The organism is Bacillus gaemokensis (genome assembly GCF_001590835.1).
Lineage (GTDB): Bacteria > Bacillota > Bacilli > Bacillales > Bacillaceae_G > Bacillus_A > Bacillus_A gaemokensis.
The window spans coordinates 793286-817037 of sequence record NZ_LTAQ01000001.1; the positions used below are offsets into that span (position 1 = coordinate 793286).

24 protein-coding genes and 1 other annotated feature are annotated in these 23752 nt (G+C 35.7%); of the genes, 6 read left to right on the plus strand and 18 right to left on the minus strand.

The window, feature by feature from the left end:
• Positions 1–102: 102 nt before the first annotated feature.
• From AZF08_RS04200 to AZF08_RS04210, 3 genes are all read left to right on the plus strand, one after another.
• Positions 103–606: a DinB family protein gene (locus AZF08_RS04200; protein WP_033672816.1), complete on the plus strand. Its 504-nt coding sequence runs from the start codon at positions 103–105 to the stop codon at positions 604–606.
• Positions 607–730: 124 nt separating this feature from the next.
• A complete protein-coding gene (locus AZF08_RS04205; RefSeq protein ID WP_033672817.1) occupies positions 731–961 on the plus strand; it encodes a hypothetical protein in 231 nt (76 codons plus the stop codon).
• A 95-nt stretch (positions 962–1056) separates the two neighbouring features.
• Positions 1057–1416, plus strand: a complete 360-nt coding sequence (locus tag AZF08_RS04210) for a YfjL-like protein (RefSeq protein WP_407639458.1) — start codon at positions 1057–1059, stop codon at positions 1414–1416.
• A 64-nt stretch (positions 1417–1480) separates the two neighbouring features.
• Here the strand turns inward: AZF08_RS04210 and AZF08_RS04215 are convergent, their stop codons facing one another.
• The 5 genes from AZF08_RS04215 to AZF08_RS04235 form a co-directional block, all read right to left on the minus strand.
• Positions 1481–2185 (minus strand): ABC transporter permease, encoded by a 705-nt coding sequence (locus AZF08_RS04215; protein WP_033672819.1) that lies wholly within the window; start codon positions 2183–2185, stop codon positions 1481–1483.
• A 24-nt stretch (positions 2186–2209) separates the two neighbouring features.
• On the minus strand, positions 2210–2890 hold the full coding sequence (locus AZF08_RS04220) for an ABC transporter permease (protein ID WP_033672820.1): 681 nt from the start codon (positions 2888–2890) through the stop codon (positions 2210–2212).
• A complete protein-coding gene (locus AZF08_RS04225) occupies positions 2883–3806 on the minus strand; it encodes an ABC transporter ATP-binding protein (protein ID WP_033672821.1) in 924 nt (307 codons plus the stop codon). The genes AZF08_RS04220 and AZF08_RS04225 overlap by 8 nt, the downstream gene beginning before the upstream one ends.
• A gap of 121 nt (positions 3807–3927) precedes the next feature.
• Complete coding sequence (locus AZF08_RS04230) at positions 3928–4863, minus strand: sensor histidine kinase (RefSeq protein WP_033672822.1); 936 nt, start codon at positions 4861–4863, stop codon at positions 3928–3930.
• A gap of 1 nt (position 4864) precedes the next feature.
• The gene (locus AZF08_RS04235; RefSeq protein WP_033672823.1) at positions 4865–5557 is read right to left on the minus strand and encodes a response regulator transcription factor; all 693 of its coding nucleotides are present in this window, start codon (positions 5555–5557) and stop codon (positions 4865–4867) included.
• A 168-nt stretch (positions 5558–5725) separates the two neighbouring features.
• On the opposite strand from AZF08_RS04235, the gene AZF08_RS30680 reads away from it, so the two are divergent.
• Complete coding sequence (locus AZF08_RS30680) at positions 5726–5899, plus strand: hypothetical protein (RefSeq protein WP_063177234.1); 174 nt, start codon at positions 5726–5728, stop codon at positions 5897–5899.
• Positions 5900–6094, plus strand: a complete 195-nt coding sequence (locus AZF08_RS04245) for a YwbE family protein (RefSeq protein ID WP_033672824.1) — start codon at positions 5900–5902, stop codon at positions 6092–6094. It abuts the gene before it with no gap.
• A 154-nt stretch (positions 6095–6248) separates the two neighbouring features.
• On the opposite strand, the gene AZF08_RS04250 is transcribed toward AZF08_RS04245, so the two are convergent.
• Positions 6249–7448, minus strand: a complete 1200-nt coding sequence (locus AZF08_RS04250) for a class I SAM-dependent rRNA methyltransferase (RefSeq protein ID WP_033672825.1) — start codon at positions 7446–7448, stop codon at positions 6249–6251.
• 241 nt (positions 7449–7689) lie between these two features.
• A complete protein-coding gene (locus AZF08_RS04255) occupies positions 7690–8277 on the minus strand; it encodes a prolyl hydroxylase family protein (RefSeq protein ID WP_033672826.1) in 588 nt (195 codons plus the stop codon).
• A 325-nt stretch (positions 8278–8602) separates the two neighbouring features.
• Between AZF08_RS04255 and isdG the strand changes: the two genes are divergently transcribed.
• Entirely contained in the window at positions 8603–8926 is a 324-nt protein-coding gene (gene isdG / locus AZF08_RS04260; protein ID WP_033672827.1) for a heme oxygenase, read from the plus strand.
• Between the two features lie 88 nt (positions 8927–9014).
• On the opposite strand, the gene srtB is transcribed toward isdG, so the two are convergent.
• From srtB to polX, 11 genes are all read right to left on the minus strand, one after another.
• On the minus strand, positions 9015–9779 hold the full coding sequence (gene srtB / locus AZF08_RS04265; protein ID WP_033672828.1) for a class B sortase: 765 nt from the start codon (positions 9777–9779) through the stop codon (positions 9015–9017).
• Between the two features lie 43 nt (positions 9780–9822).
• Complete coding sequence (locus AZF08_RS04270) at positions 9823–10593, minus strand: ABC transporter ATP-binding protein (RefSeq protein ID WP_033672829.1); 771 nt, start codon at positions 10591–10593, stop codon at positions 9823–9825.
• Entirely contained in the window at positions 10583–11566 is a 984-nt protein-coding gene (locus AZF08_RS04275; protein WP_033672830.1) for a FecCD family ABC transporter permease, read from the minus strand. Before AZF08_RS04275 ends, AZF08_RS04270 begins: the two co-directional genes overlap by 11 nt.
• A gap of 28 nt (positions 11567–11594) precedes the next feature.
• A complete protein-coding gene (isdE, locus tag AZF08_RS04280) occupies positions 11595–12473 on the minus strand; it encodes a heme ABC transporter substrate-binding protein IsdE (protein ID WP_082245981.1) in 879 nt (292 codons plus the stop codon).
• Between the two features lie 83 nt (positions 12474–12556).
• Positions 12557–14980 (minus strand): NEAT domain-containing protein, encoded by a 2424-nt coding sequence (locus tag AZF08_RS04285; RefSeq protein ID WP_063177235.1) that lies wholly within the window; start codon positions 14978–14980, stop codon positions 12557–12559.
• Positions 14981–15023: 43 nt separating this feature from the next.
• Positions 15024–15491, minus strand: coding sequence for an NEAT domain-containing protein (locus AZF08_RS04290; protein ID WP_033672832.1), 468 nt, complete (start codon positions 15489–15491; stop codon positions 15024–15026).
• Between the two features lie 31 nt (positions 15492–15522).
• Positions 15523–16260 carry a heme uptake protein IsdC gene (isdC, locus tag AZF08_RS04295; protein ID WP_063177236.1) on the minus strand — a complete coding sequence of 246 codons (738 nt, stop codon included), beginning with the start codon at positions 16258–16260 and terminating at the stop codon, positions 15523–15525.
• Positions 16261–16758: 498 nt separating this feature from the next.
• The gene (gene brnQ6, locus AZF08_RS04300; protein WP_033672834.1) at positions 16759–18084 is read right to left on the minus strand and encodes a branched-chain amino acid transport system II carrier protein BrnQ6; all 1326 of its coding nucleotides are present in this window, start codon (positions 18082–18084) and stop codon (positions 16759–16761) included.
• Between the two features lie 120 nt (positions 18085–18204).
• Positions 18205–18456, minus strand: a binding site (T-box leader).
• Positions 18457–18724: 268 nt separating this feature from the next.
• The gene (locus AZF08_RS04305) at positions 18725–19414 is read right to left on the minus strand and encodes a 23S rRNA pseudouridine(2604) synthase RluF (protein ID WP_033672835.1); all 690 of its coding nucleotides are present in this window, start codon (positions 19412–19414) and stop codon (positions 18725–18727) included.
• A gap of 208 nt (positions 19415–19622) precedes the next feature.
• Positions 19623–21983 (minus strand): endonuclease MutS2, encoded by a 2361-nt coding sequence (locus AZF08_RS04310; RefSeq protein WP_033672837.1) that lies wholly within the window; start codon positions 21981–21983, stop codon positions 19623–19625.
• Positions 21984–22003: 20 nt separating this feature from the next.
• Entirely contained in the window at positions 22004–23722 is a 1719-nt protein-coding gene (gene polX / locus AZF08_RS04315) for a DNA polymerase/3'-5' exonuclease PolX (RefSeq protein ID WP_033672838.1), read from the minus strand.
• Positions 23723–23752: the final 30 nt, after the last annotated feature.

The following is a 23752-nucleotide window of genomic DNA, read 5'->3' on the forward strand; positions in this document are numbered from 1 at the left end:
TCTATCCATATTATATCAATGTAAGCATATGAAATAAAAAGAGAAGGAAAAACGCCTCCTCTCACGAATTTACCTTATGAATGTAACCATAGGGGGGATAACATGTATCAAACAATTGAAGGCTTTTTAAAAACGTGGAAATACGAGGCAGGTTCTACGCAAAAGGTATTGGATGCATTAACTGATGAATCTTTATCACAGGAGATTGCACCTGGGCATTGGACTTTAGGTAGAGTCGCTTGGCATATCGTTACTGCGATTCCTGTCATGCTATCAGGTACAGACTTACAGTTTGAGGGGGAAACAAAAGATTATCCTGTACCAACTTCCGCAAAGACGATTGCAGAAAATTACCGTAAAGTAACTACATCTTTCGTTGAAGCACTTCAAACGCAGTGGACTGATAAAGATTTAACAACAATTAATGATTTCTTTGGACGTCCAATGCCAAATTCTATCTTTTTGATGACTCTCATTAATCACCAAAATCACCACCGTGGCCAAATGACTGTTTTAATGCGCCAAGCTGGATTAAAAGTTCCAGGTATTTATGGACCTGCTAAGGAAGAATGGGCTGCTACGGGGATGGAAGCTCCGAAAATGTAATAAATACTTTTATGTAATATTACACATTATAGAATTGTTAGTACATCACTTCTTAGAGAGTGATGTACTTTATTCTCGGTAGACTTCTACACAATTCCGTTTACGACGAAATAGGGGGAATCTTATGGCTCGTTGTACAAATTGTAAGACGAGATGGAAAGCAAAAGATGTATGGTCTCTATTTTTTCAACATGACGGGAAGGATTGTCCGTATTGTAACCAAAGACAATATATTTCAGCCAAAACCTGTAATTCTTCAGGTGACATTTTAGGTATCCCCTTTTTATTTCTTTTTCCTTTCCTCGTTGAATTAAGCGATAAGAGCTTATTAGACTATATAGGGAAAGAAAATTGAGTTATCCTGTTTTTCCTTTCCCCTCTTTTTCTGTAACTTGTTTCATGTGAAACTATTTTCTACTAAATAGTTTCACATGAAAGAGGTAAGCTTAAATGAATTCATGTCATTATTACAGGGGAATCACTCAATTGAATAAAAGCATAACAAAGGTAGCCCTTTTATTAACTTCTATCCTTAGTGTTATCTTTTTATTTCTTTACTTCACATATAATGGTACTCCCTGGAAAAGACAAACAGCAATTTCTGAATCAGAAAATTATATTGTAAAACACTTCGCTTTAGATGCGAAAGTCAAAGACACTTCTTATAATCATAAAATGGATAGTTATGAAATCTCATTTGAAACAAATGAAGATGGCAACTTTATTATTGAATATAAAGGACCTAATCGCTTTGACATTTCTCCAGCAGTTCAAGAGTATTTAAATAAATACTCCAAATTTGCACAGTAGCCATAAGACATACATATACAAAAAAAGAGTTGCTCTCATCCCAACTCTTTTTCACTTCTTCTGATTACGCCGCTATATCTTCTTTTTCAATATTTCTAATACCATAGTAAGCAATCATTATCCCAATCGCTGCAAGCCCTAGCTGAAGTGGGATAAGCGTTACTACTGAAAATCCTGGATTACTCGAACATGCAATCATCACAACAATCAAAGACGAGAGAATTGTGACTGGCACAGAATATTTACGCATCCCGAAGTATAATGGAATTAAACTTGTTCCTGCAGCTGCAATTGCAAAAGGCACCATTTTTATAACTTCTTTCATAAACTCGTTTACCGTTATTGAATCTGGAACAATCGGAATATAACTATTTAATATAAACACTGCGCCTGCTACAAAAATGTTAGATAGCAAAATCGTGGTAAACGTTAGCAAAGCTGTAATTACTAACTTACTAGCGATAAGTTTCTTTCGACTAACCGGATAGGAAAACATTATCAATATGGTTTTATTTTTATATTCTTCAATTACTAATTTTGCAATTAATACCCCCGCAAAAACAATAAACGTTCCTCGTACCATTCCACCGATCAGTACAAATGCGTCTGAGAAGCTTTTAACTATCTCACCTCTTCCCGTCTCTTCTATTTGTTCTATATAGTTAATCAAACAAAATATTGCAATAATAATTACATTTGCGATAATTGCACCTTTCACATACCACCCAAGCTTAAACTTCTTCATTTCTAATTTCATGAGATGCAGCATAAGTATCCTCCTAATTCATCTATTTTATTTAAACAAATCTATCTGTTCGATCTTTCTTACTGCCCTGTAAGCAATAAAGAGACCAATACACGCTAATGTAATAGGAATCACAATAAAGCTAAACAATGAAATCTCACCATTCAAACTAGAAGTAACCAAAAACATAACAATAATTGCAGATACAAATGTTGCCCGCACTGAATATTTCTTCATTCCAAAGTAGAGTGGGATTAAACTAATTCCTGTTGCCGCTAATGCATTTACAAATAACTTTGCCCCGTTCTGGACTAGAATCGACATCGTCAATGGTTCTGTGATTACTGGATGATATAGATTTAAGGCATAAATGAAACTAAAGAGAATACTCTCTGAAATCACAATAGCGCACAACGTAAAAATAATAATAATAAGCATTTTCGCAATCATCATCTTTTTCCTGTTAATCGGATACATGAACATCACTGTCATCGTCTTATTTTGAAACTCTTGAATAATAAATTTTGCAATTAAACTTGCTCCAAAAATCATAAATACTGCTCGTGAAAAAATATCTATAAATTGAAATGCAACAGCATAGCTATTCATTTCTCCCTCAAACATTAGTAATGTAAGAAATATAGAAGCAATAAGAATCGCAAGAAGAGCCCCTCTAATAACGGGTACCAATTTAAACTTTATAAGCTCTAATCTCATTAAATTAAGCATGGATTCCCTCTCCATTCACAAGATTCAAGAAATACTCTTCTAATGAGCTATGCTTCTTATTAATACTTTCAATTTCCACATCATTCATGATGAGTTCTTTAGAAATCGCCTGCTGCGTCGCTGTCATTTCATACACACGAATCATGCTTCCACTCATAATTTTGTAGTTTGTTATACGTAGTTTATTTTCTAAAATATAAGCTGCTCGTTTCACATCTGGAGCAGAAATCTCAATGTACTCTGTTTGTTTTCCGTTAATGCTCTTCATTGAAACTTCTTTTATAAGTTTCCCATTTTGAATCACGCCAATTGTATCTGCCATTTGCTCCATTTCACCTAAAATATGACTAGAAACTAACAGGGTAATTCCATATTCTTTGCAAAGCATTTTAAATAGGTCACGTAATTCTCTAATGCCAATTGGATCTAGACCGTTGATTGGTTCATCCAAAATTAATAACTCTGGCTTTGTCAAAATCGCTCTTGCAATTCCTAATCTTTGCTTCATCCCCAGTGAAAAGTCTTTTATTTTTTTATTCTCCACGTTGTGTAAATTAACAAGATCTAATGCATGCCCAATCCCCTTCTTGTCGTAGTAACCCATATATTCGCAATGTAAATATAAATTTTCCTTAGCTGTTAATTTGTCATAAAAAATAGGATATTCGATAATTGTTCCCATTCGCTTTAACACATCATAGGATGTATCTGTTAATCTCTCACCGAAAATTTCAATATCTCCACTCGTTGGTTTTATTAAATTTGTAATCATCTTCATTATTGTTGTTTTACCAGCTCCATTGGGTCCTAAAAAGCCGTAGATTTCTCCTTTTTTCACGTGCATGTTGACCCCAGAAACTACTTCTTTTCCTTGCAATACTTTTGTTAGCTGATTTGTTTTTAATATATAAGTCATATCATTTTCCCCTTTCGCTTTCACTTTATATCATAGACAATGAACGTCTCTTTTTTCTTACCCATTCCTTACAAATTCCTTATGTTCAAAAAAAAGCTTGTAGAATACTCCTTTCTACAAGCTAAAACCCCATTTTCTTCAGCATAATTGTAAATACCGTTTTCTCATACGGCGTACTAGAAAGATGAATTTCTCCGCCTAAAGCTTCTACAAGTCGTTTCGTGATGGTGAGTCCAAGGCCACTTCCTTGATACAATCGGTTCCTTGAATCTTCTAGCGTATACATGCGTTCAAATACTTTATCAATATGAGATTCATCAATTCCTTTGCCGCGGTCCCATACATCAACATAAGTGCACACGTCATCATCTCTTAATGTGATACCAAGTGTTTTCCCATCATATCCATACGCAATCGCGTTGGATATTAAATTATTTAACACCCGACCTAATACTTCTGCATTTCCAAGTGCATATACATTTTTCTCCGGTATATCAATATGCACCTCAAATCCCTTCGTTGTTACTAAATCATAAAAGGATAAAACCTTTTCTCGGCACACTTCATTCATATTTACCTTTGTCATCTCGATTACTTTATCTCCTGACTCTAATTTTGCCAAATCAAAGAATTTATGAATGAGTTCCATTACTTCTAACGTTTTTACATGTACCTTTTCTAGCAATACTTCTTGCTCTTCATCTTTCATTGTTTTATCTGTATTTAGCATTTCTGTATACCCAAGAATAACAGTGAGCGGCGTTTTTAAATCATGTGAGATGTTAGAAAGCATCTTCCGCATCGAAATTTCAACCTTCGCATGATCGGCATTCGTTTTTTGTTTCGCATCTAATAAGTTATTAATCGCTACTAATAATTTTTGCAGTTCTTTATCATCCGTCATAACTAATAGTTTCTCACCTGTTTGCTGCTTTACAATATCCTGTAACTTCTCATATGTATAACGTGTATTGGCACTCTTGCTTTTCTGTGTTCTATATTGAAAATAAATAACACCTAATAATATGAAAATAACGATTGTTAAAAGAAAGGCCATACTACATCACTTCCAACTTATAGCCAATACCCCATAATGTTTTAATATATTTTGGATTCGAAGGGTCATCTTCAACTTTCTCACGTAACCGTCTCATATGAACATTAATCACGTTATCATCACCATAATACTCTTCATTCCAAATTAGGTTATAGATTTGCGCTTTTGTAAATACACGATTTTGATTCTTCACAAATAGTTTTAAAATCTCAAATTCTTTCAAAGTAAGTTTTAACTGTTTTTCTTTTTTTTGCACAGTAAAGTTGATCGGGTCAATTTTCAAATCACCAATCTCAATCATTTCTTCTTTCGGCTCCGCGGCTGAATACTTTGTAGATCTTCGAATACCTGCCTTTACCCGTGCAGCTAGTTCAATCATAGAGAAGGGCTTACAAATGTAGTCATCTGCTCCAAGTCCCAGACCGACCGCTTTATCCACATCCGTATCCTTTGCGGACATCATTAAAATTGGAACAGCACTTTTTTCGCGAATGATTCTTACAACTTCTAAACCATCTAGCTTCGGCATCATGATATCGAGAATAATTAAATCAAATGAACCTTTTAAAAATGCGAAAACTCCTTCTTCTCCATCAGATGCGATTGTAACTTGAAAGCCTTCTTTCGTTAAATATTTTCCAACCATTTCTCGAATCGAAATGTCGTCTTCTACTATTAAAATATGATGTGACATATTTCTATCCCCTTTTTACAAACATTAACAATTTAATTGTAACTGAAGTAGCTAAAAGTGAAAAGAATTATATGAAAATTCAATCTGACTTCATTTCTTTTCACAACAATGTTATGATGGAATTCATGACTATTGTTTATAATTAACCTAATATAAAGGAGTTTTACCATGTCAGAAAATAAAAAAGTAAGCTTAGCTGATTTAATGCGCGAACAACTTGCGAAGAAAAAGCAAGGAAATGGAAATGGCTCAAATGCTGCAGGCCAAAGCCAAGCAACAAAGAAATTACAAAGCCAACAAACGAAGAAAACAAACAACCAACGTAGACGTACAGGTGTGTAAATGAACGGACAGAAACGAACTAACATTTCACCAGGCCTTGAAGTTGATATTGTCTTAAAGAAAGATCAACGTACTGGTAAACTCACTCGAGGAATTGTAAAAGATATTTTGACAAACTCACCGTCTCATCCGCACGGTATTAAAGTACGATTACAAGATGGACAAGTGGGAAGAGTGCAGCACATTGTTCAATAAGAAAAGGAGCTCATTTGAAAGTGAGCTCCTTTTTCTCTGTCTTTTTTTGTCTGTAAGTCGATATCCTTTGTCGAAACGCCGATATCTGGTACATTTGCGCCGATATATTATGCAAAACCATCGATATATTAAAAAAAACGCTGATATATTTTGATTATCCTTTGATTTTTTCAATGAAAACTACTTTTAAATAGTCGCCTTCTTTAAATTGATCAATTGTACGGAAATCTTCTGGTAAGGAATGTTCTTCTAATATTTTATATTTACCATTCATTTCTTTAAATGCTGTGTCGATAAAACCTTTAAACTTTTTCATATCGAACGTGCTACAGTTTGTGGAAGCAACGATAATACCATTGTTCTCGGTAATTGCGATTGTTTCTTTTAATAGGTTTTTATAGTCTTTCGCCGCACTAAATGTATATTTTTTAGAGCGTGCGAAGCTTGGTGGGTCTAGTACAACCATATCAAACTTCATTTGTTTCTTCGCTGCATATTTAAAGTAATGGAACACATCTTCTACGATAATGTCTTGTGCTTCATAGTCAATGCCATTTACGCTAAATTGTTCAATTGTTTTGCTTAAGCTGCGATTCGCAAGGTCAACACTTGTTGTTTTTGCTGCTCCGCCAAGTGCCGCGAATACAGAGAAGGCACCTGTATACGAGAACATATTTAACATTGTTCTTCCGTTCGCATATGTATCACGAATTTGTTTTCTAACGTTACGCTGATCTAAAAATACGCCTACCATCGCCCCGTCGTTTAAGTATACCGCAAAGTTTACCCCGTTCTCTTTTACGATGATTGGAAACTCACCGCGTTCTCCTGTAACAAAGTCATCTTCTTCAATATATTTTCCTTTTGTATCAAAACGCTTTTTCTGATAAATCCCTTTGAAGTTGGCTACCTTTTGAAGAGCTCCAATGATTTCATCTCTGAATGAATAAATCCCTTCGCTGTACCAGCTTATTACGTAATAGCCATCGTAATAATCAATGATTAAACCGCCAAGGCCATCCCCTTCACCATTTACGACGCGAAATGCTGTTGTATCATTAGATTTGTAAAATCCTTTTCTTTTATGTAATGCCGATTTGATTTTTCTCTCAAAGAAAGCTTGGTCAATGTTCTCTTGCTCTTTTCTCGTTAAAATCCAACCGTATCCTTTATTTTGTTTTCCGTAATATCCTTTTCCAAGAAATTGGTTCTTCTCATCAAGTACGTTGATGAGTGTACCTTCTTCACGCACATCATTTAAATTTTGAATTGCATCTTTTAAAATAAGCGGATAACCACTTTTAATTTCTTTTATAAATTTTGGTTTTATCTTCACAGTTACTTCTGATCGCATGTAATGTCTTCCTTTCCATTTGAATGCTTTCTACCTGTAGGAAGCATTTAAAAAACGAGACTCAAAAATAGCCTCGTTTCACTATACCATATTATTGCTTTGCTAGTACAACGACCTCTTCGCTTATTTAATTGTTACATGTAGGTTTTCATCCAGCGATTAGTCCTAGCGTGCATCCCAACAAAAAATCCCTGTACAAGGATAAGAATTTCCATTCCTCTCCCAACCCTCAAAATAATTTTTAATATTGAGGTTTTTCACGAAACCATAATGTAGCAATCCATTTTTCTCCTTCATGTACTGCACAACCTTCATGCATGGAAAGCGGATGTGGTTCATTTGTCCCCCTTTTACAATTCTCAAAAATTAGTAGTTTCCCTTCACTTGGAGTAACCGTGAGATTCAGAGAAGGGAAAACTGTTTCTCCACCTGCTTCTACTACGTTCAAATAAAGGATAGCAGTATAAATTCGTTGTCCCCCGTGTTCAACTCGCTCCCTTCCGTACTCAGTGCCCGTATTATAACAGTCCATATGAGCATCAAATTTCCCTCCAACTTCATATCGAGCTGCCTGTAATGGCTCAGCATGATTAAGTGGCAAGGTCATAATAGAAGCAATACGTTCTGATACTCGACTAACAATGCCATACGAATAGTGCGGAAGCCAAGTAAAGTCTGACTTTCTCTCCCCTGTATGCCCAAAGAATTGTGCAGGCTGGATGTGCTGTTTTGCTAATTCAATTAACTCTCGACATTCTGCTGGTGTAATTATTTGTTCATACTGGGCTACAAAAGGCTCAGCATGGAGAACGATTGGCTGTTCTTTCATACGTTGTAATCCCCCTCAATCTTTATTGAACGACATTATTATATTTATGTGCATGAAATTGAATAGATGTTACGAACAATCATTCAGACAGTGCAAACTTTTTTAGCTTAAAAACTTTTTCTTTCATAGAATGAAACTTTAAGTAGTAGAAGGACCTCATCCCCCACCTAAATTCTTTTGCAGAATCTTGATCCGTGGGTATAGCTGCCCGCAAATAGCGAGATAAATTTCTTTTATCCTCATTGACAATGATAACGATTTTCATTATCATTTATTTAAAGGTAGATTATGAAAATAATGGGAGACTTTCAGGAGGAATAAAGACATGATTATTGTGACAAATACATCGAAAATTACAAAAGGTGATGCACATAAGTTGATCGAGCGCTTCAATAAAGTAGGTAAAGTAGAAACAATGCCTGGTTTTTTAGGTTTAGAGGTTCTGCTGACTGAAAATACAGTTGATTATGATGAAGTGACAATTAGCACACGTTGGAATTCAAAAGAAGACTTTCAAGGCTGGACAAAGAGCAATGCTTTTAAAGACGCTCATTCACATCGTAGTGGATTACCAGAATATATTATCGAAAATAAAATCTCTTTCTACGATGTTAAAATTGTCCGCATGCCAATTGCTGCAGCTCAATAAAAAACCTCGTTTTTTAACCTTTTTAATTATCGGTATAGAAGTGTAAGAAGCAGCATACATTCTTTCACTTCTATACCTTTTTTCATTCTCAACTTCGTTTCACCAACTTCGCATGTACGACTAACCTTCCTGCCTCTGGATCAAGCGCATAGTCACACGTAGACAATGTCAAAATTTGATCATTTGCTGTAACAGCCGTATCTACTTTATAAAGTGATTTCTCTTTAATATTTTGTAAGAACGATGTGTATTCCTCATCGTTTTTAAAATCCGTTTGAATATAATAGAAATCGGTCGTTGTTGTATATGCTGAAAAAACTTCGACATCATATCCTTCAAATAAAGTATCATAATATAACTTATGGTGAGACATAAAAAAGTCTTTCTCTAACATTTTTTTTAAACTACCAAACATAGAGCCATCTTTCATGCGGTGACCATATAAAACTGTATTTCGATTTTGAGCTTTCACATCATTACGATGATCCATAAAAATGCTTCCAGCTCTCATATCCTCACCTTTATAATTACGATATAAATAGTAATCATTATCTTTCGCTTGCACAATTGGATAATTAATTTGTGTATCATCCATCGTAATCCATCCGACTATTTCCGGATTAATCTTTCGCAAATTTTGGAACTGTGCACGAATTTCTCCATCAGGCGCCTTTTCTTCCATGTGACTACTTTGATAGATTTCTTGCGCTTCAGCCATTACTTTGCGATTTTCATAGTAATCCATGAACATGCCACCTAACTCATAGGCAGAATAGAAAAATATACCTAAAAAGAAAATGGTGACTATTCTTTGAAAAAGAGATTTTTTTTTCTTTCCTTTCTTGCTGCTCAAATTATCACCTCAAAACGGATTTTTTACGGTTTCAATCCGCTTTTCAAATCCCCATTGGCACCATATATAGTCCCGTATCCTCATCATGCTTCACAACAACATCCACGCCATATATTGTTTTAATCATATCTTCTGTCACAACATCATCTGGTGTACCTTTCATAACAATTTCTCCATTCTTCATAACGATAATATGATCGCTATAGCGGATTGCCTGATTAATATCGTGCAATACCATAACAATCGTTAGACCATACACTTCATTTAATTCTTTAATTAGCTCTAATATTTCGATCTGATAATAAATATCCAAATACGTCGTCGGTTCATCTAAGAAGAGCATTGGTGTGCTTTGCGCTAAGGTCATCGCAATCCACACACGCTGCCTTTCACCACCAGATAAAGCATGTATTGCCATATCCCGCTTCTCTTGCAGATTCGTACACGTTAGAGCTCTTTCAATCGCTTCTCTATCTTCTTCGCTTTCCGAAGAAAATAAGCCTTTATGTGGCATTCGGCCAAAGCTTGTTAATTTCTCAACAGTAATGTCGGAAGGAGCTTCATTTTGCTGATGTACAACTGCTAGTTTCCAGGCAAACTCTTTCGGTTTATACTGACTAATTGCTTTTCCATCCAATATAACTTCCCCGTTCCGAGGATTATAGTTTCTGGACATGACACCTAGTAATGTTGATTTACCACAACCGTTAGGTCCAATAATCGTTGTGATTTTTCCAAGTTCAATTTCACTACTTACAGATTTCAAACGATCTGTTACATTGTCATACGAAAATGTTACGTTTTTAATTTCCATGGATTCGATCACTCTTTCTAAGCAAGAATATTAAGAATGGCCCACCAATGATTGCCATAATTGTCGCTGCTGGAATTTCATTAGGCGGTACAATCAATCGTCCAATTGTATCAGCCGTTACAATTAATAACGCACCTGCAAGGGCTGAAAATGGAATAAGTACTTTATGGTCTGAACCAACCAGTTGCCGAGAAATATGCGGAATAAGCAACCCTACAAAAGCAATAACACCTGCAATTGCGGTTGATACAGCAGCTAAAAGTACAGCAATAGCTGAAATAATAAGGCGAACTCTCGTAACATGAAGCCCTAAATTTTTTGCTGTTTTATCTTGCAGAGATAATAAGTTACACCATGCTCCTAAAAATAGTGCAAGAATGAGACCGATTGACCCATATGTAACGATAACTTCTACATCACTCCATGTTTTCATCGTTATATTCGATGTTTTTGTCTGCTTAATACTCTTAATGAAATATCCACAAATCGTAACAAAGGATTCATTTAATCCAGTAAACATCGCATTAATAGCAATCCCGATTAAAATAATCCGCAATGGGCTTAGCCCTGATTTCCAAGAAAACGAATACACAAGATAACAAGCAAACGCTCCGCCTAAAAAAGCAAATAGTGGTGTCCAAAAAAACAATTGTGGAAATAACGTAATAATAACAAGTGTCATAAAACTCGCTCCTGAAGATATCCCAATAACCCCTGCATCTGCAAGTGGATTCTTCATAACTGCTTGGAAAAGCACACCGGAAACAGCAAGTGCCGCTCCTGTAAAGAGGGCAATAATAATACGAGGGAAACGTAAATCTTTAATCACTTCAACATCCTCATTCGTCCCCGTAAATATACCTTGCAATAGATCAATAATGTCTACCTCTAAACTCCCTTTCACTGCCGATACAGTCGTCATCACAACAAGTAAAGCCGTAACGATGAAAAAACTCCAAAATTTTTTATTCATTACAATCGTCCCTTATTTATAAAATGCATCATGGATACATCATTTTCTTTAGTTCATCTAGCGCTTCCATCGCTGCTAAATTCCCTGTCGTTCCGAATAAAAGTTCTTCTAAATCATACACTCTATCATTTTTCACAGCGGAAAAATGCTTCCAAATATCATTCGTTTTAAATTCTTTATCAAACATTTTTACAACTTCATCTGGCATACCGTGAGCTGCTCGTAAAATAATATCTGGATCAGCTTTCTTTAAGTACTCCGTATTAGAAGCTAAATATTCTACCTTCTCGCCTTGTACAATATTTTTACCACCTAATTGTTTAACAAGATCACCAATATAAGAATGTTCTGTTGCCACTAAATAACTTCCTGGTACACCTAGCAGAATAAGAACTGTTGGTGCCTTCTTTCCTTTTACTTGTTTCTGAATATCTGCAACCTTTTTATCAAACTTTGTCACAACTGCTTCAGCTTGCTTCTCGCGACCGTATTTTTTTCCTAAATCAGTAATGGTATTTTGCATATTTTTCAGACTTGTTAAGTTTAAGAAGCTTGCTTTCATACCTGTTTCCTTGAAAACTGGCTTCAGTTCATATTCAAGCGTTGTAACGGATAACACCTCTGTCGGTTTCATCGATTTCACTTTTTCCATATCGGGACTCATCGGATTTCCTATCTCTGGTAAATCTTTATAACGCTTTGGTAATGTTTTATAACTTGTTGGAACTCCAATTAAATCTACTTCTAATGCATCCATAATTTCGGTCACTGCTACTGTTGTGGCAATTACACGTTCATCACTATTTTTCACCTTTTTCGCGGCGACATTTTCTTTTTTAGGTGATGAGCATCCAACTATACCAAATAGTAGACTAACAGCCATCAATGCACTGGTGATTTTCCTCACTTTTGATCACCACTCCTTTCAAGGCAATATCAAACTAAAAGTAAGTCTTGATACACAAAGAGGTGTATCAAGACTTAAAAAAGTTACAGTCTACCAGCTCTATATTTACGGATTAATAGAACAAGTGAACCTAGCAATAGCGCCATATATAAACCGATTTGTGCTGTATCTGCAGTTTTTGAGTTTTGTTCTTTTTTCGCATTGCTGTTTGTATTTGACGTTTGTTTCTTGCCATCTGCATTTCTATTAAAATCAGGGTTTTCAGTTGTTGGATTTTTAATAACTGAACCTTTTATATTTGGATTGTTTGGATTTGGATCTTCCTTAATCGTTCCTACAGCCCCAATACTATTCGGATCAAATTGAATTTGCACATCATAGAAATGGTGATAATTCATTGAGTCGATATCTACTTTTACTTTCGTATTTAATTTTGCAAATAGATCATCTGCTTCGAATTCTACAACTCTTGTATCCGCGTTTTTATCTTCACTTACTACTTTCGCATCTGGGAATGCACCAGCATTTTCTGTTTGGAACTTCGTAATCCATGCACTATTTTTCAATGTCATCACAACATGCTTCTTGCCATCTTTCACTGTTAATCTCGCCGGGCTTACTACATATTGGTTCATCATTGAAATTTCTTCTGTTTTATCTTTTAATACTTTAAAAGCAATGTCGTATTGACCATCTTTTAAATTTTTCGGATCAATTTTTTGATTTCCATTGTTGTTATTTCCATTTGGGCTATTATTTCCATCAGGATTGTTGTTTCCATTCGGAGTATTATCTCCGCTTGGATTGTTATTATCATTTGGAGTATTATCTCCATCAGGGGTGTTGTTTCCGTCCTGATTACCTAAAGATTTAATACTCCCTTTATCAAATGCAAATTGAATATCGTAAAGATGATGGTAATTCATTGAATCGATATCTACTTTCACTTTTGCATTTAATTTTTTCGATAAATCGTCTACTTCTACTTCCACTACTCTTGTATCTGGCTCTTTATTTTCACTTAGCACTTTTGCATCAACGAATGCACTATTCTTTTCAAACTCAAATTTTGTAATCCATGCACTATTTGTTAAGGTGAAGGATACATATTTCTTTCCATCTTTTACTTTTAATACACCGGGACTCTTTGTATATGTGTTCATCATTGAAATTTCTTCTGTTTTATCTTTTAGCACTTTGAAGTCAATGCTGTACTGTCCATCTTTAAGTGCATTAGGGTCTATTGTTGTGTCTCCGCCTTGGTTATTGTCTCCACCTTGGTCGTTGTTTCCACCTTGGTTATTGTCTCCACTTTGGTTGTTGTCTCCACTTTGGTTGTTGTCTCCGCCTTGGTTGTTGTCTCCACCTTGGTTATTGTCTCCACCTTGGTCGTTGTTTCCATCTTGGTTATTGTCTCCACTTTGGTTGTTGTCTCCGCCTTGGTTGTTGTCTCCACCTTGGTTGTTGTCTCCACCTTGGTTATTGTCTCCACCTTGGTTATTGTCTCCACCTTGGTTGTTGTCTCCGCCTTGGTTATCTAGAGCTTTCATACTTCCTTTATCAAATTGAATTTGAATATCATAAAAATGATGGTAATTCATCGAATCGATATCTACTTTCACTTTTGCATTTAATTTTTCCGATAAATCCTCTACATCAAATTCTACGACTCTTGTATCCGCAGCTTTATCTTCACTTATTACTGCCGCATCAACAAATGCACCAGCATTTTCTGTTTGGAACTTCGTAATCCATGAACTATTTGTTAAGGTGAAAGATACTTTTTTCTCTCCATTTTTCACCTTTAATTTCCCTGAATTTTGCGTATACGTATTCATCATGGAAATTTCATCTGTTTTATCTTTTAATACTTTAAAGGGAATACTGTACTCACCGTCTTTAATTGTGTTAGAATTTGGTTGTTGATCTGAGTCAGGCTTTTGGTCGGGCTTCTGACTTGGATCTGGTTTTTCATTTGGATCTGGCTTAGTAGCTGGGTCCTTTTTTTCATCTGGATTTTTTGGTTCATCCAGTTTTACTACGTTAATTGGTGTAATACTTTTTTTATCAAACGAAAAACGAATATCATAGTAGTGATGGTAGTTTAAAGCATCAATATCTACTTTTACTTTCGCATTTAATATTTTCTCTAAATCTTCTACATCAAATTCTACAACTCTTGTATCTGCATTTTTATCTTCGCTTATTACTTTCGCATCAACGAATGCTCCATTTTTTTCTGTTTCAAACTTCGTAATCCAAGCACTATGAGTTAGTGTAAAGGATACTTTCTTTTTCCCATCCTTCACTTTCAAAGTTCCTGGGCTTACAGAATAATCATTCATCATAGATTTTTCATCTGACTTATCCTTTAGCACTTCAAACGCAATTGAATATTCACCGTCAGCCAAAGTTGTAGCTGCTTGAACTGCAAGTGGTTGTAGTGTTGATACGAATGTAAATATCATGAAACACATTGCGACAACAATCTTAAGGTACCTGCTCAATGGAATAACGCTCCTTCTACATGTTTTTTAAGTACTCACTGAATTATTTACTAACTACAATACTATTTACATCAAATACGATTCGAATATCATATGAGGCGTTATAATTAATAATTGGAATATTGATTTTCACCTTGCTATTTAACAGCTTTGATAAATCATTCAATTCAAATTCTACGACTCTTGTATTCTCTTTTTTATTCTCACTTACTACTGTTGTTTCTACGAATCCACCATCTTTTTCTACTTGGAAACTCTTAATAGAAGAGCTGTCTTTCACTTTGAATGAAACATATTGTTTTCCATTCTTAACTGTTAATGTCGCTGGACTTTCAAAATAACTGCCCATTCTAGATGTTTCATCTTTATCGCCTTTCCATACTGTAAAAGCAATATTATATTTACCATCTGCAAGTTGCGTAGCTGCTTTCGTTTCTTGAGAATCTAATGTTGCCATAAAAGTGAATAGGATTGCGAATACTGCAATAACTGCTTTTAATTGTTTGAACATACGATCAGCACCTTTCTTATTACTCCATAGTTTATTTACTTAGTTTCACTTTACGAATTAAAAAAACACCTGAAACAAGAAGCAATGTCGCAAATCCTGCAATCTTTGCATCATCACCGGTTTTTGGATTTTCAGTTTTCTCTTTTTCATTTGTTCCTTTGTTTGCATCTTTATTTGTGTCTTTATTTATCTCTTTGTTTGTATCTTTATTTATCTCTTTGTTTGTATCTTTATTTTTCTCTTCATTTGCTTGTCCATCTTTTTTATTTTGATCTTCATTTTTTGTTACCCCAGCAGCAGTGTTATCGCCACCTGTAGCTTTTACATTTGCATCAAATGCAAAGCGAATTGTGTAATGATGATCGTAGTTTGCAGATGGTACCACAACGTGAATCTTTACACCTAATGGTTTAGATAAATCGTCAACTTTAAACTCAACAGTTCTTTTATCTGCTGCTTCATCCTTACTTACTACTTTTGAGTCAACAAAATTACCGTTCTCTGGTGCTTTAAACTCTGTAATCCAAGCACTATGATTCATGGGTACTTGTACTCTCATCTCACCATTTTTCACAATTAACTTAGCTGGTTTTTCAAAATAATCATTTGCCATAGAAGCTGAATCATCTTCCGCTTTTTTTATGACATAGTTGATATCATACGTACCATCAGCCAATTTTGCTGAAGCTTGTGAAGATGGTACGACAAGAAAAGTAATCATACATACAAGTGTTATAATAAAAGCTGGTAATGCGGAAAACTTTTTCATTTTGCTTATTTCCTCCTTGTTTATCACTTAATCCAAATACCCTTCTTGAAAATGATAATTATTCTCAGTTTATCTAAAAAAAAATAACCCGTTCTATCTTTCCATCCCTATTTCCTTATTCAAAAACAAAATTGATTATCATTCTCATTTAAATTTAAAAAAATAATCTTTTCCCTATTACCTTTTAAAGGAAACGCTTACTGAAAAAAGATATGTATGTTCTTTTGTAATGATTATCATTCTCAATTATAACCAAAAAAAATAACCATTCTATTCTATTGTTCTATCACCTCTTCTTACAAAAATACTGAATTTAAACCTTTTATTCTCTCTCATCCATCACTTCCCTTCAAGAATTCTCACAACTAAGTCAATCTTAGCTTAAACATGAAAATTTTGTCAACTGAATTATGTATAAAATTTTTAATATCACATTTTCTTTATATATAAGATTTCCTACAAAAAAAGAGACTTTCTTTGAAAGAAAGCCCCTTTTCCTTATTTTTCTACAACAATTTCTTGTTTCTGAAAAACAGAAACAACATATCCAATAAACATACCGATCAAGCCTGGAATGAGCCATCCAATTCCTACACTATAAAATGGAATTTTTTCTAAAATAGGTGCTAGTGCCGCAATTTGAATATGCGCATTATTTAAACCATCAAAGAAACTAATAACAAACGCTCCTATAATACCACCCACATACATTGCTAATGGAACACGAATGTAATTTTCAATGAGTGATAATACGATTAACACGATTCCAATTGGATAGATTGCAATTAAGATTGGTAATGCTAATGCATTTAACTGTGTTAGACCAAGGTTCGCTACCATAAATGCTAATACACAGAAGATGAAAATAACTTTTTGATAAGACAGTTTTGGTAATAATGCTGAGAAAAACTCTCCACAAGCTGCGACAATCCCAACAGAAGTTGTTAAACAAGCAGCTGCAATTGCTATTCCAAGTAGGAATGTACCGTAACTTCCAAATAGATGATGAACAACGTTTGTTAAAATAACACCGCCGTTTTCTCCCATTCCAAGTGATACACTAGAAGCCCCTAGATAAGCAAGTGCTAGATAAACGATAAGTAAACCCAGTGCTGCAATAATCCCTGCAAAGATTGTTACTTTCGCAATGCTTTTGTTATTTGTAATCCCTTTTGCTTTTAAAGTATTGATGACAACATTTCCGAAAACAAGTGCCGCTAATCCATCTAATGTTAAATATCCATCAATAAATCCTTTGAACAGTGGATCTTTGTATGTTTCTGTCGGTGCCCCAAACTCTCCCATTGGTGTAATCAGTGCTTTGATGACAATAATTGCAATAACCGATAATAAGATTGGTGTTAATACTTTCCCAATACGTCCTACTAATTTCGAAGGATTTAATGCTAAATAGAAAGTAACTGCAAAGAAAATAAATGTAAACATAACGAGTGGATATGCCCCACCAGCTACTGAGCTTGATAAAAATGGAGCAACCGCCATTTCATAAGCAACAGTTCCTGTACGCGGTACACTTACAAATACACCTAAGCATAAATAAATTGCAACTATGAAAACAAGTGCAAATAACGGATGCACACGACCTGCTAATGCATTGATATCTCCTTTTAAAGCAATGGCGATGACTCCTAATAAAGGAAGCCCTACACCTGTAATAATAAAACCAAACAACGCAATCCATACATCTGTTCCAGCACCTTGTCCTAATGCTGGCGGGAAAATCATGTTTCCTGCACCGAAGAATAGCGCAAATAACATTAAACTTATTGCAAACATCTCTGATAACTTTAAAGATGATTTCATTTTTCTCTACCTCCTAAAAAATTAATAAAAAAACAAAATATTCTGAAACAAAATACCGTTATATATCCTCTTTCAATTCTAATTCCCTTAAAAAAGAACGCAAAAAACACTCGTCCCTAACAAAGGGACGAGTGTTGAAATCGTGGTTCCACCCTTATTCTAATAAAATGAATTTATAACAAAATAAGCTCATTTTATAGCTCGTGTAAATTGATAACGGTTTTATCCGCCAAGAATTACAATGCATGATACAGTTCACTCTTGAAGTTTAGAGGTGGTAAATGTGTCTTTTCGTATTAGGAAGCTCACAGCCTAAGGCTCCCCTCTCTGAGAATCGTAAAAAACAACTCATGTCCTCATCATTACTTTTATAAAATATGTTGTCGAATCTTGTTGTTTTTTATTATATGGGCTATTTTTTAAAAAATCAATAGTTTTATTTTTTCTGACAAAAAATAAAGTGAAACTTTAATCAGTGGGGAGTCTTCATCCCCCACTGATTATTAGCCCTCACAAATTGGGCTTTTACAGGCAGTTCATCCCCCACCTAACTTCTTTGCTTTTGCTGAATTTTGAGGTAGGGTCTTACTACCTGTTAATGCGGGATAAAAAAGAGAGGAAGCCATAGCTCCTTCTCTCCTTATAGTTGTTTCAATAGTTCTTGCAACTCTTGCTCTGTGATATTTCGCCACTTTCCAGTCTCTAATTCATCAAGCTTAATATTCATAATTCGGACGCGTTTTAGCTTCGTTACTGTATATCCAAACGCACGGCTCATCCGTCGAATTTGTCTATTCATTCCTTGCGTTAAAATAATTCGAAATGTGGATCCATCTACTCGCATCACTTTACACGGCTTCGTCATCCCATCCTTAATTTTCACACCACGGGACATTTCATCGATAAACCAATCTGTAAATGGCTTATCCACTGTCACCACATATTCTTTTTCATGCTCATGATCCCCGTGTAAAATTTGATGGGCAATCCGGCCGTCATTTGTTAACAAAATCAATCCTTCTGACGCTTTATCTAAGCGACCAACTGGAAAAATTCTCTCTGGATGATTGATGTAATCGATGATATTGTCTTCAATATGTTCCGCTGCTGTACAAGTAATACCAACTGGTTTATGAAAGGCGATATAGATTTTTTCTTTGTCCTCTTTTTCAATCAGTTTGCCATCAATTGTTACAATATCATCCGGCGTGACAATCATGCCATGCGTACAAACTTCATCGTTAATTGCTACGCGACCTGCTTTAATAAGGCGATCTGTTTCTCGCCTTGAACAGGATAATGCTTCACTTATAAATTGGTTAATTTTCATGTCGTATTCCTTTTTTTCTTATAGATTATCCGAAAAGAAAAAGTGTCAATCTTAGGCTGTATCATGATGCCGAGATTGACACTTCTTTACTTCGCAAAAACCACTAAATAAATAACCCCAATCACAAAAAATATGCCGCAACAAGCTAACAATACTTTTGCAAGTTTGTCCATAAACATAGTGTTTACCCCTTTTGCTTGGTTTTGTGCTATTTTAATTCGACAACTGTTACGCCTAGGCCTCCCTCACCCATGTCACCGTAACGATAGTTTTTCACGCCCCGATGCTTCTTCAAGTAATCTTGTACCCCTTGGCGAAGTGCTCCCGTTCCTTTTCCGTGAATAATGGATACGCGCGGGTAGTTCGCAAGCTGCGCATCGTCTAAATATTTTTCTACACGCATCATTGCATTTTCGTAGCGCTCACCACGAAGATCAAGCTCTAAAGAAACGTGATAGTCTCTTCCTTTAACAGTTGCGACTGCTTTCTTCTCGGTTTGTTGTGGTGTATTAATGTATTCCATATTCGATTCTTTTACTTTCATCTTTAGAATACCTATTTGTACGTTCCACTCTGTATCACTTACTTTTTTAAGAAGTTGTCCTTTTTGACCAAATGTTAATACTTTCACTTCATCGCCCGCTCTTAGCTGTTGCTTTGGCGCTGTGTTCTTCACTTTTACTTTTTGTTTTTTCACAAGCTCTGGCGCTGCCCCTTCTAGGCGGCTCTTCGCTTCAATTAGCTCGTGATCTTTCACGTTTGCAAGCTGCGCTTTACGCAATTGACGAAGTTCGTGAATGATGCCTTCTGCTTCTTTTTTTGCAGCATCGACTTTTTCTTCGCCTTCTTTTTGTGCTTTTAATAATCTCTCATCACGCTCATCATTAAATTCAATAATTTGGCGCTGTAATTCACGATGAAGCTTTTCAGATTGTTTACGATGCTCTTCTGCTTCGTTCCATTCGCGCTCTGCATTTTTTTGACTTTCTTCTAGCTTGGCAATCATATTTTCGATTTTATTTGTATCCGTACTAATATGATTACGAGCACGATCAATTACACGATCAGATAATCCAAGACGTTTTGAAATTTCAAAAGCGTTACTGCGTCCTGGTACACCGATTAGTAACTTATAAGTTGGACTTAATGTATTTACATCAAATTCAACGCTTGCGTTAATAACTTGTTCACGATTGTATCCATATGCTTTTAACTCTGGATAGTGCGTCGTTGCAACAACGCGCGCTCCTCGGTTGTATACTTCGTCTAAGATTGAAATTGCAAGAGCAGCCCCTTCTTGTGGGTCTGTTCCGGCACCTAATTCATCAAATAATACTAAGCTTTCAAAATCAGCACGTTCTAAAATGTCTACAATGTTTACCATGTGAGAAGAGAACGTACTTAAATTTTGTTCAATAGATTGTTCATCACCAATATCAGCAAAGATGTTTTTGAACACACAAATCTCTGATTCATCCATTACTGGAATATGAAGGCCTGATTGCGCCATTAATACACAAATACCGACTGTTTTTAACGTAACTGTCTTACCACCAGTATTCGGGCCTGTAATAACGATCGTTGTAAAATCTTTACCAAGCATAATGTTATTTGGCACAATAATTTCCGGATCGATAAGAGGATGACGCGCTTGTCTTAAATCCATATAACGCTCGTTATTTACAATTGGCTTCGTTGCTTTAATTCGTTTCGCATAAAGTGCTTTTGCAAAAATGAAATCAAGTTCAGCAATAACCTCTACATTCGCTAGTACAGTATCAGCTTCTATTGCTACTTCTTCTGTTAACATCATCAAGATGCGTTCTATTTCTTGTTTTTCTTTCACACGTGCTTCTTGCAGAGCGTTATTTAGTTCCACAATGACTTGCGGTTCAATAAATAACGTTTGCCCAGAAGCAGATTGATCATGAACGATACCGCCATATACACCGCGATATTCCTGTTTTACAGGAATTACATAGCGCTCATTACGAATCGTTACAATCGCATCTGATAACATCTTCTGCGCATTAGAAGAGCGCGTCATATTTTCAAGTTTCTCACGAATGCGGCTTTCCGCAGTACGGATTTGGTTACGAATGCCGCGCAGTTTATCACTTGCGCTATCAACTACTTCCCCGCCATCGCCGATGCAATTCGTAATTTTCTTTTCTAAATCATATAAAGAAACGATTTGTGCAACACGCGTTTCTAGAATTGGAAGTTCTACGCCATTCTCAACCATATCTTCAATAAATCGTTTCATTTGGCGACTACCATACATCGTACTTGCAATATCTATTAATTCATGCGGACTTAACATACTTCCAATTTTCGCACGTTTTACATTTGGACGAATATCAGAAATCCCGCCAAGTGGCACATGTCCTTTTAAACGAATCACTTTCGCTGCTTCATCCGTTGTTTCTTGCATTTCCACAATTTCTTCAAAATCTGTACTTGGCACAAGACTCTTCACTTTATCACGTCCAAGTGAAGAAGCGGTATGTTCAAGTAATTGTTCTTTTACTTTGTTATATTCTAATACACGCAACGTTCGTTCTAACATAGTTGCACGTCCCCCTTGTGTTACTTATTCCGTTTAATATAGTCTAATAAACGTTCAATATCCCATGTGTTAATCACGGTATCTTTTTGAATCCATCCTTTACGTGCGGCAGCTACACCTGTTTCCATATCTTCTAACATTTCAAGTGTATGAGCATCCGTATTAATGGCTACTTTCACGCCAGCATCTTGTGCTTGTTTTAATAATTTTGCACTTAAATCCAAACGGTTCGGATTCGCATTAAGTTCTAATACTGTATCAGTTTCTTTTGCAAGCTCAATTAATAAATCTGTATCTACATCGTACCCTTCGCGGCGTCCAAGTAGACGGCCTGTTGGGTGGGCAATCATTGTAACATGCTTATTTTCAACCGCTGTACGCAAGCGTTTCATAATCGTTTCACGGTCTTGTGAGAAGCTAGAGTGAATTGCACCAATTACGTAATCAAGTTCTGCTAATACTTCATCATCAAAATCTAACGTTGCATCTGGTAAAATATCCATTTCAATTCCACGTAAAATTGTGATGTCTGGGTATTTTTCATTAATGCGTTCAATTTCTTTTCCTTGTTCACGAAGGCGCTCTTTTGTTAAACCGTTTGCTACTTTCAAATATTGTGAGTGGTCGGTAATTGCCATAAACTTATATCCCCGAGCTCGGCACGCTTGCACCATTTCTTCAATTGAAAAAGCACCGTCGCTCCATGTTGTATGCATATGTAAATCACCTTGTATATCAGAGAACTGAATTAAATTCGGATATTCTTTAATTAACTCGATCTCTTTTCCATCTTCACGTACTTCTGGTGGGATAAACAGCAAACCAAAGTGAGCGAAGAACGCTTCTTCTGTTTCAAACGTCTTTACCTCACCTGTTTCTAAGTTTTCCACACCGTACTCACTAATCTTTTCGCCTCGATCTTTCGCAATTTGGCGCATTCTTACGTTATGATCTTTTGAACCTGTAAAATGATGAAGAGTTGTAATAAATTCTTCTGGCTTTACAAGACGGAAATCAATGGAAATGTCATATTCATATTGAAGTCGAACAGATACTTTCGTATCTCCGCTTGCAATGACTTCAATCATATTATCAAACTGCAGTAAATGTTCACGTACCACTGATGGTTCTGTCGTTGCGATGATGAAGTCTAAGTCTTTCACCGTTTCGCGAACGCGGCGTAAGCTACCAGCACGAGAGAATCGAACAATTTCCTGGATATTCGACAATTTCTCCTCTATTTCCCCGGCAATAGGTAGAACCATTGCAATCGGTAACCGTTCTGGACGAGAGCCAACTTGAGCGATTGATTCTAGTATTTTCTCTTCCGTTTTCTTACCGAATCCTGCTAGTAGCTGTACTTTATTTTCTTCACAAGCCTTTTGCAATGTTTCCATATCAATAACGCCAAGCTCTTTATACAACTTCGCTACTTTTTTACCACCAAGCCCTGGCAATTTTAATAATGGCAATAGACTACTTGGCACTTCTTTTTCAAGTTCTTGCAATACTTCTGAAGTTCCACCTTCAATATATTCTTGAATAACCGCTGCTGTTCCTTTTCCGATGCCTGGAATCTTTGTGAAATCTTCAATTTCAGAAAGACTACGATCATCACTTTCTAATGCTGCTGCCGCTTTACGAAATGCGGATATTTTAAATGGATTTTCGCCCTTAAGCTCCATAAAAAGACCGATTGTCTCTAGTAATTTAATCACTTGTTTTTTATTCACTTTCATTCTTGCCCCGCCTTTCTTTCATAGAAAAAA

What these genes read in the sequence shown, in the direction of transcription:
- AZF08_RS04245 (WP_033672824.1), top strand. Translation starts at nt 5,900, where the DNA reads ATGAACGGACAGAAACGAACTAACATTTCACCAGGCCTTGAAGTTGAT.
- AZF08_RS04270 (WP_033672829.1), bottom strand. Translation starts at nt 10,593, where the DNA reads ATGGAAATTAAAAACGTAACATTTTCGTATGACAATGTAACAGATCGT.
- brnQ6 (WP_033672834.1), bottom strand. Translation starts at nt 18,084, where the DNA reads ATGAAATCATCTTTAAAGTTATCAGAGATGTTTGCAATAAGTTTAATG.
- isdG (WP_033672827.1), top strand. Translation starts at nt 8,603, where the DNA reads ATGATTATTGTGACAAATACATCGAAAATTACAAAAGGTGATGCACAT.
- AZF08_RS04250 (WP_033672825.1), bottom strand. Translation starts at nt 7,448, where the DNA reads ATGCGATCAGAAGTAACTGTGAAGATAAAACCAAAATTTATAAAAGAA.
- AZF08_RS04205 (WP_033672817.1), top strand. Translation starts at nt 731, where the DNA reads ATGGCTCGTTGTACAAATTGTAAGACGAGATGGAAAGCAAAAGATGTA.
- AZF08_RS04200 (WP_033672816.1), top strand. Translation starts at nt 103, where the DNA reads ATGTATCAAACAATTGAAGGCTTTTTAAAAACGTGGAAATACGAGGCA.
- AZF08_RS04225 (WP_033672821.1), bottom strand. Translation starts at nt 3,806, where the DNA reads ATGACTTATATATTAAAAACAAATCAGCTAACAAAAGTATTGCAAGGA.
- isdC (WP_063177236.1), bottom strand. Translation starts at nt 16,260, where the DNA reads ATGAAAAAGTTTTCCGCATTACCAGCTTTTATTATAACACTTGTATGT.
- AZF08_RS04215 (WP_033672819.1), bottom strand. Translation starts at nt 2,185, where the DNA reads ATGCTGCATCTCATGAAATTAGAAATGAAGAAGTTTAAGCTTGGGTGG.
- AZF08_RS04305 (WP_033672835.1), bottom strand. Translation starts at nt 19,414, where the DNA reads ATGAAAATTAACCAATTTATAAGTGAAGCATTATCCTGTTCAAGGCGA.
- AZF08_RS04210 (WP_407639458.1), top strand. Translation starts at nt 1,057, where the DNA reads ATGAATTCATGTCATTATTACAGGGGAATCACTCAATTGAATAAAAGC.
- AZF08_RS30680 (WP_063177234.1), top strand. Translation starts at nt 5,726, where the DNA reads ATGTCAGAAAATAAAAAAGTAAGCTTAGCTGATTTAATGCGCGAACAA.
- AZF08_RS04255 (WP_033672826.1), bottom strand. Translation starts at nt 8,277, where the DNA reads ATGAAAGAACAGCCAATCGTTCTCCATGCTGAGCCTTTTGTAGCCCAG.
- AZF08_RS04235 (WP_033672823.1), bottom strand. Translation starts at nt 5,557, where the DNA reads ATGTCACATCATATTTTAATAGTAGAAGACGACATTTCGATTCGAGAA.
- AZF08_RS04310 (WP_033672837.1), bottom strand. Translation starts at nt 21,983, where the DNA reads ATGTTAGAACGAACGTTGCGTGTATTAGAATATAACAAAGTAAAAGAA.
- AZF08_RS04275 (WP_033672830.1), bottom strand. Translation starts at nt 11,566, where the DNA reads ATGAATAAAAAATTTTGGAGTTTTTTCATCGTTACGGCTTTACTTGTT.
- AZF08_RS04230 (WP_033672822.1), bottom strand. Translation starts at nt 4,863, where the DNA reads ATGGCCTTTCTTTTAACAATCGTTATTTTCATATTATTAGGTGTTATT.
- AZF08_RS04220 (WP_033672820.1), bottom strand. Translation starts at nt 2,890, where the DNA reads ATGCTTAATTTAATGAGATTAGAGCTTATAAAGTTTAAATTGGTACCC.
- polX (WP_033672838.1), bottom strand. Translation starts at nt 23,722, where the DNA reads ATGAAAGTGAATAAAAAACAAGTGATTAAATTACTAGAGACAATCGGT.
- AZF08_RS04290 (WP_033672832.1), bottom strand. Translation starts at nt 15,491, where the DNA reads ATGTTCAAACAATTAAAAGCAGTTATTGCAGTATTCGCAATCCTATTC.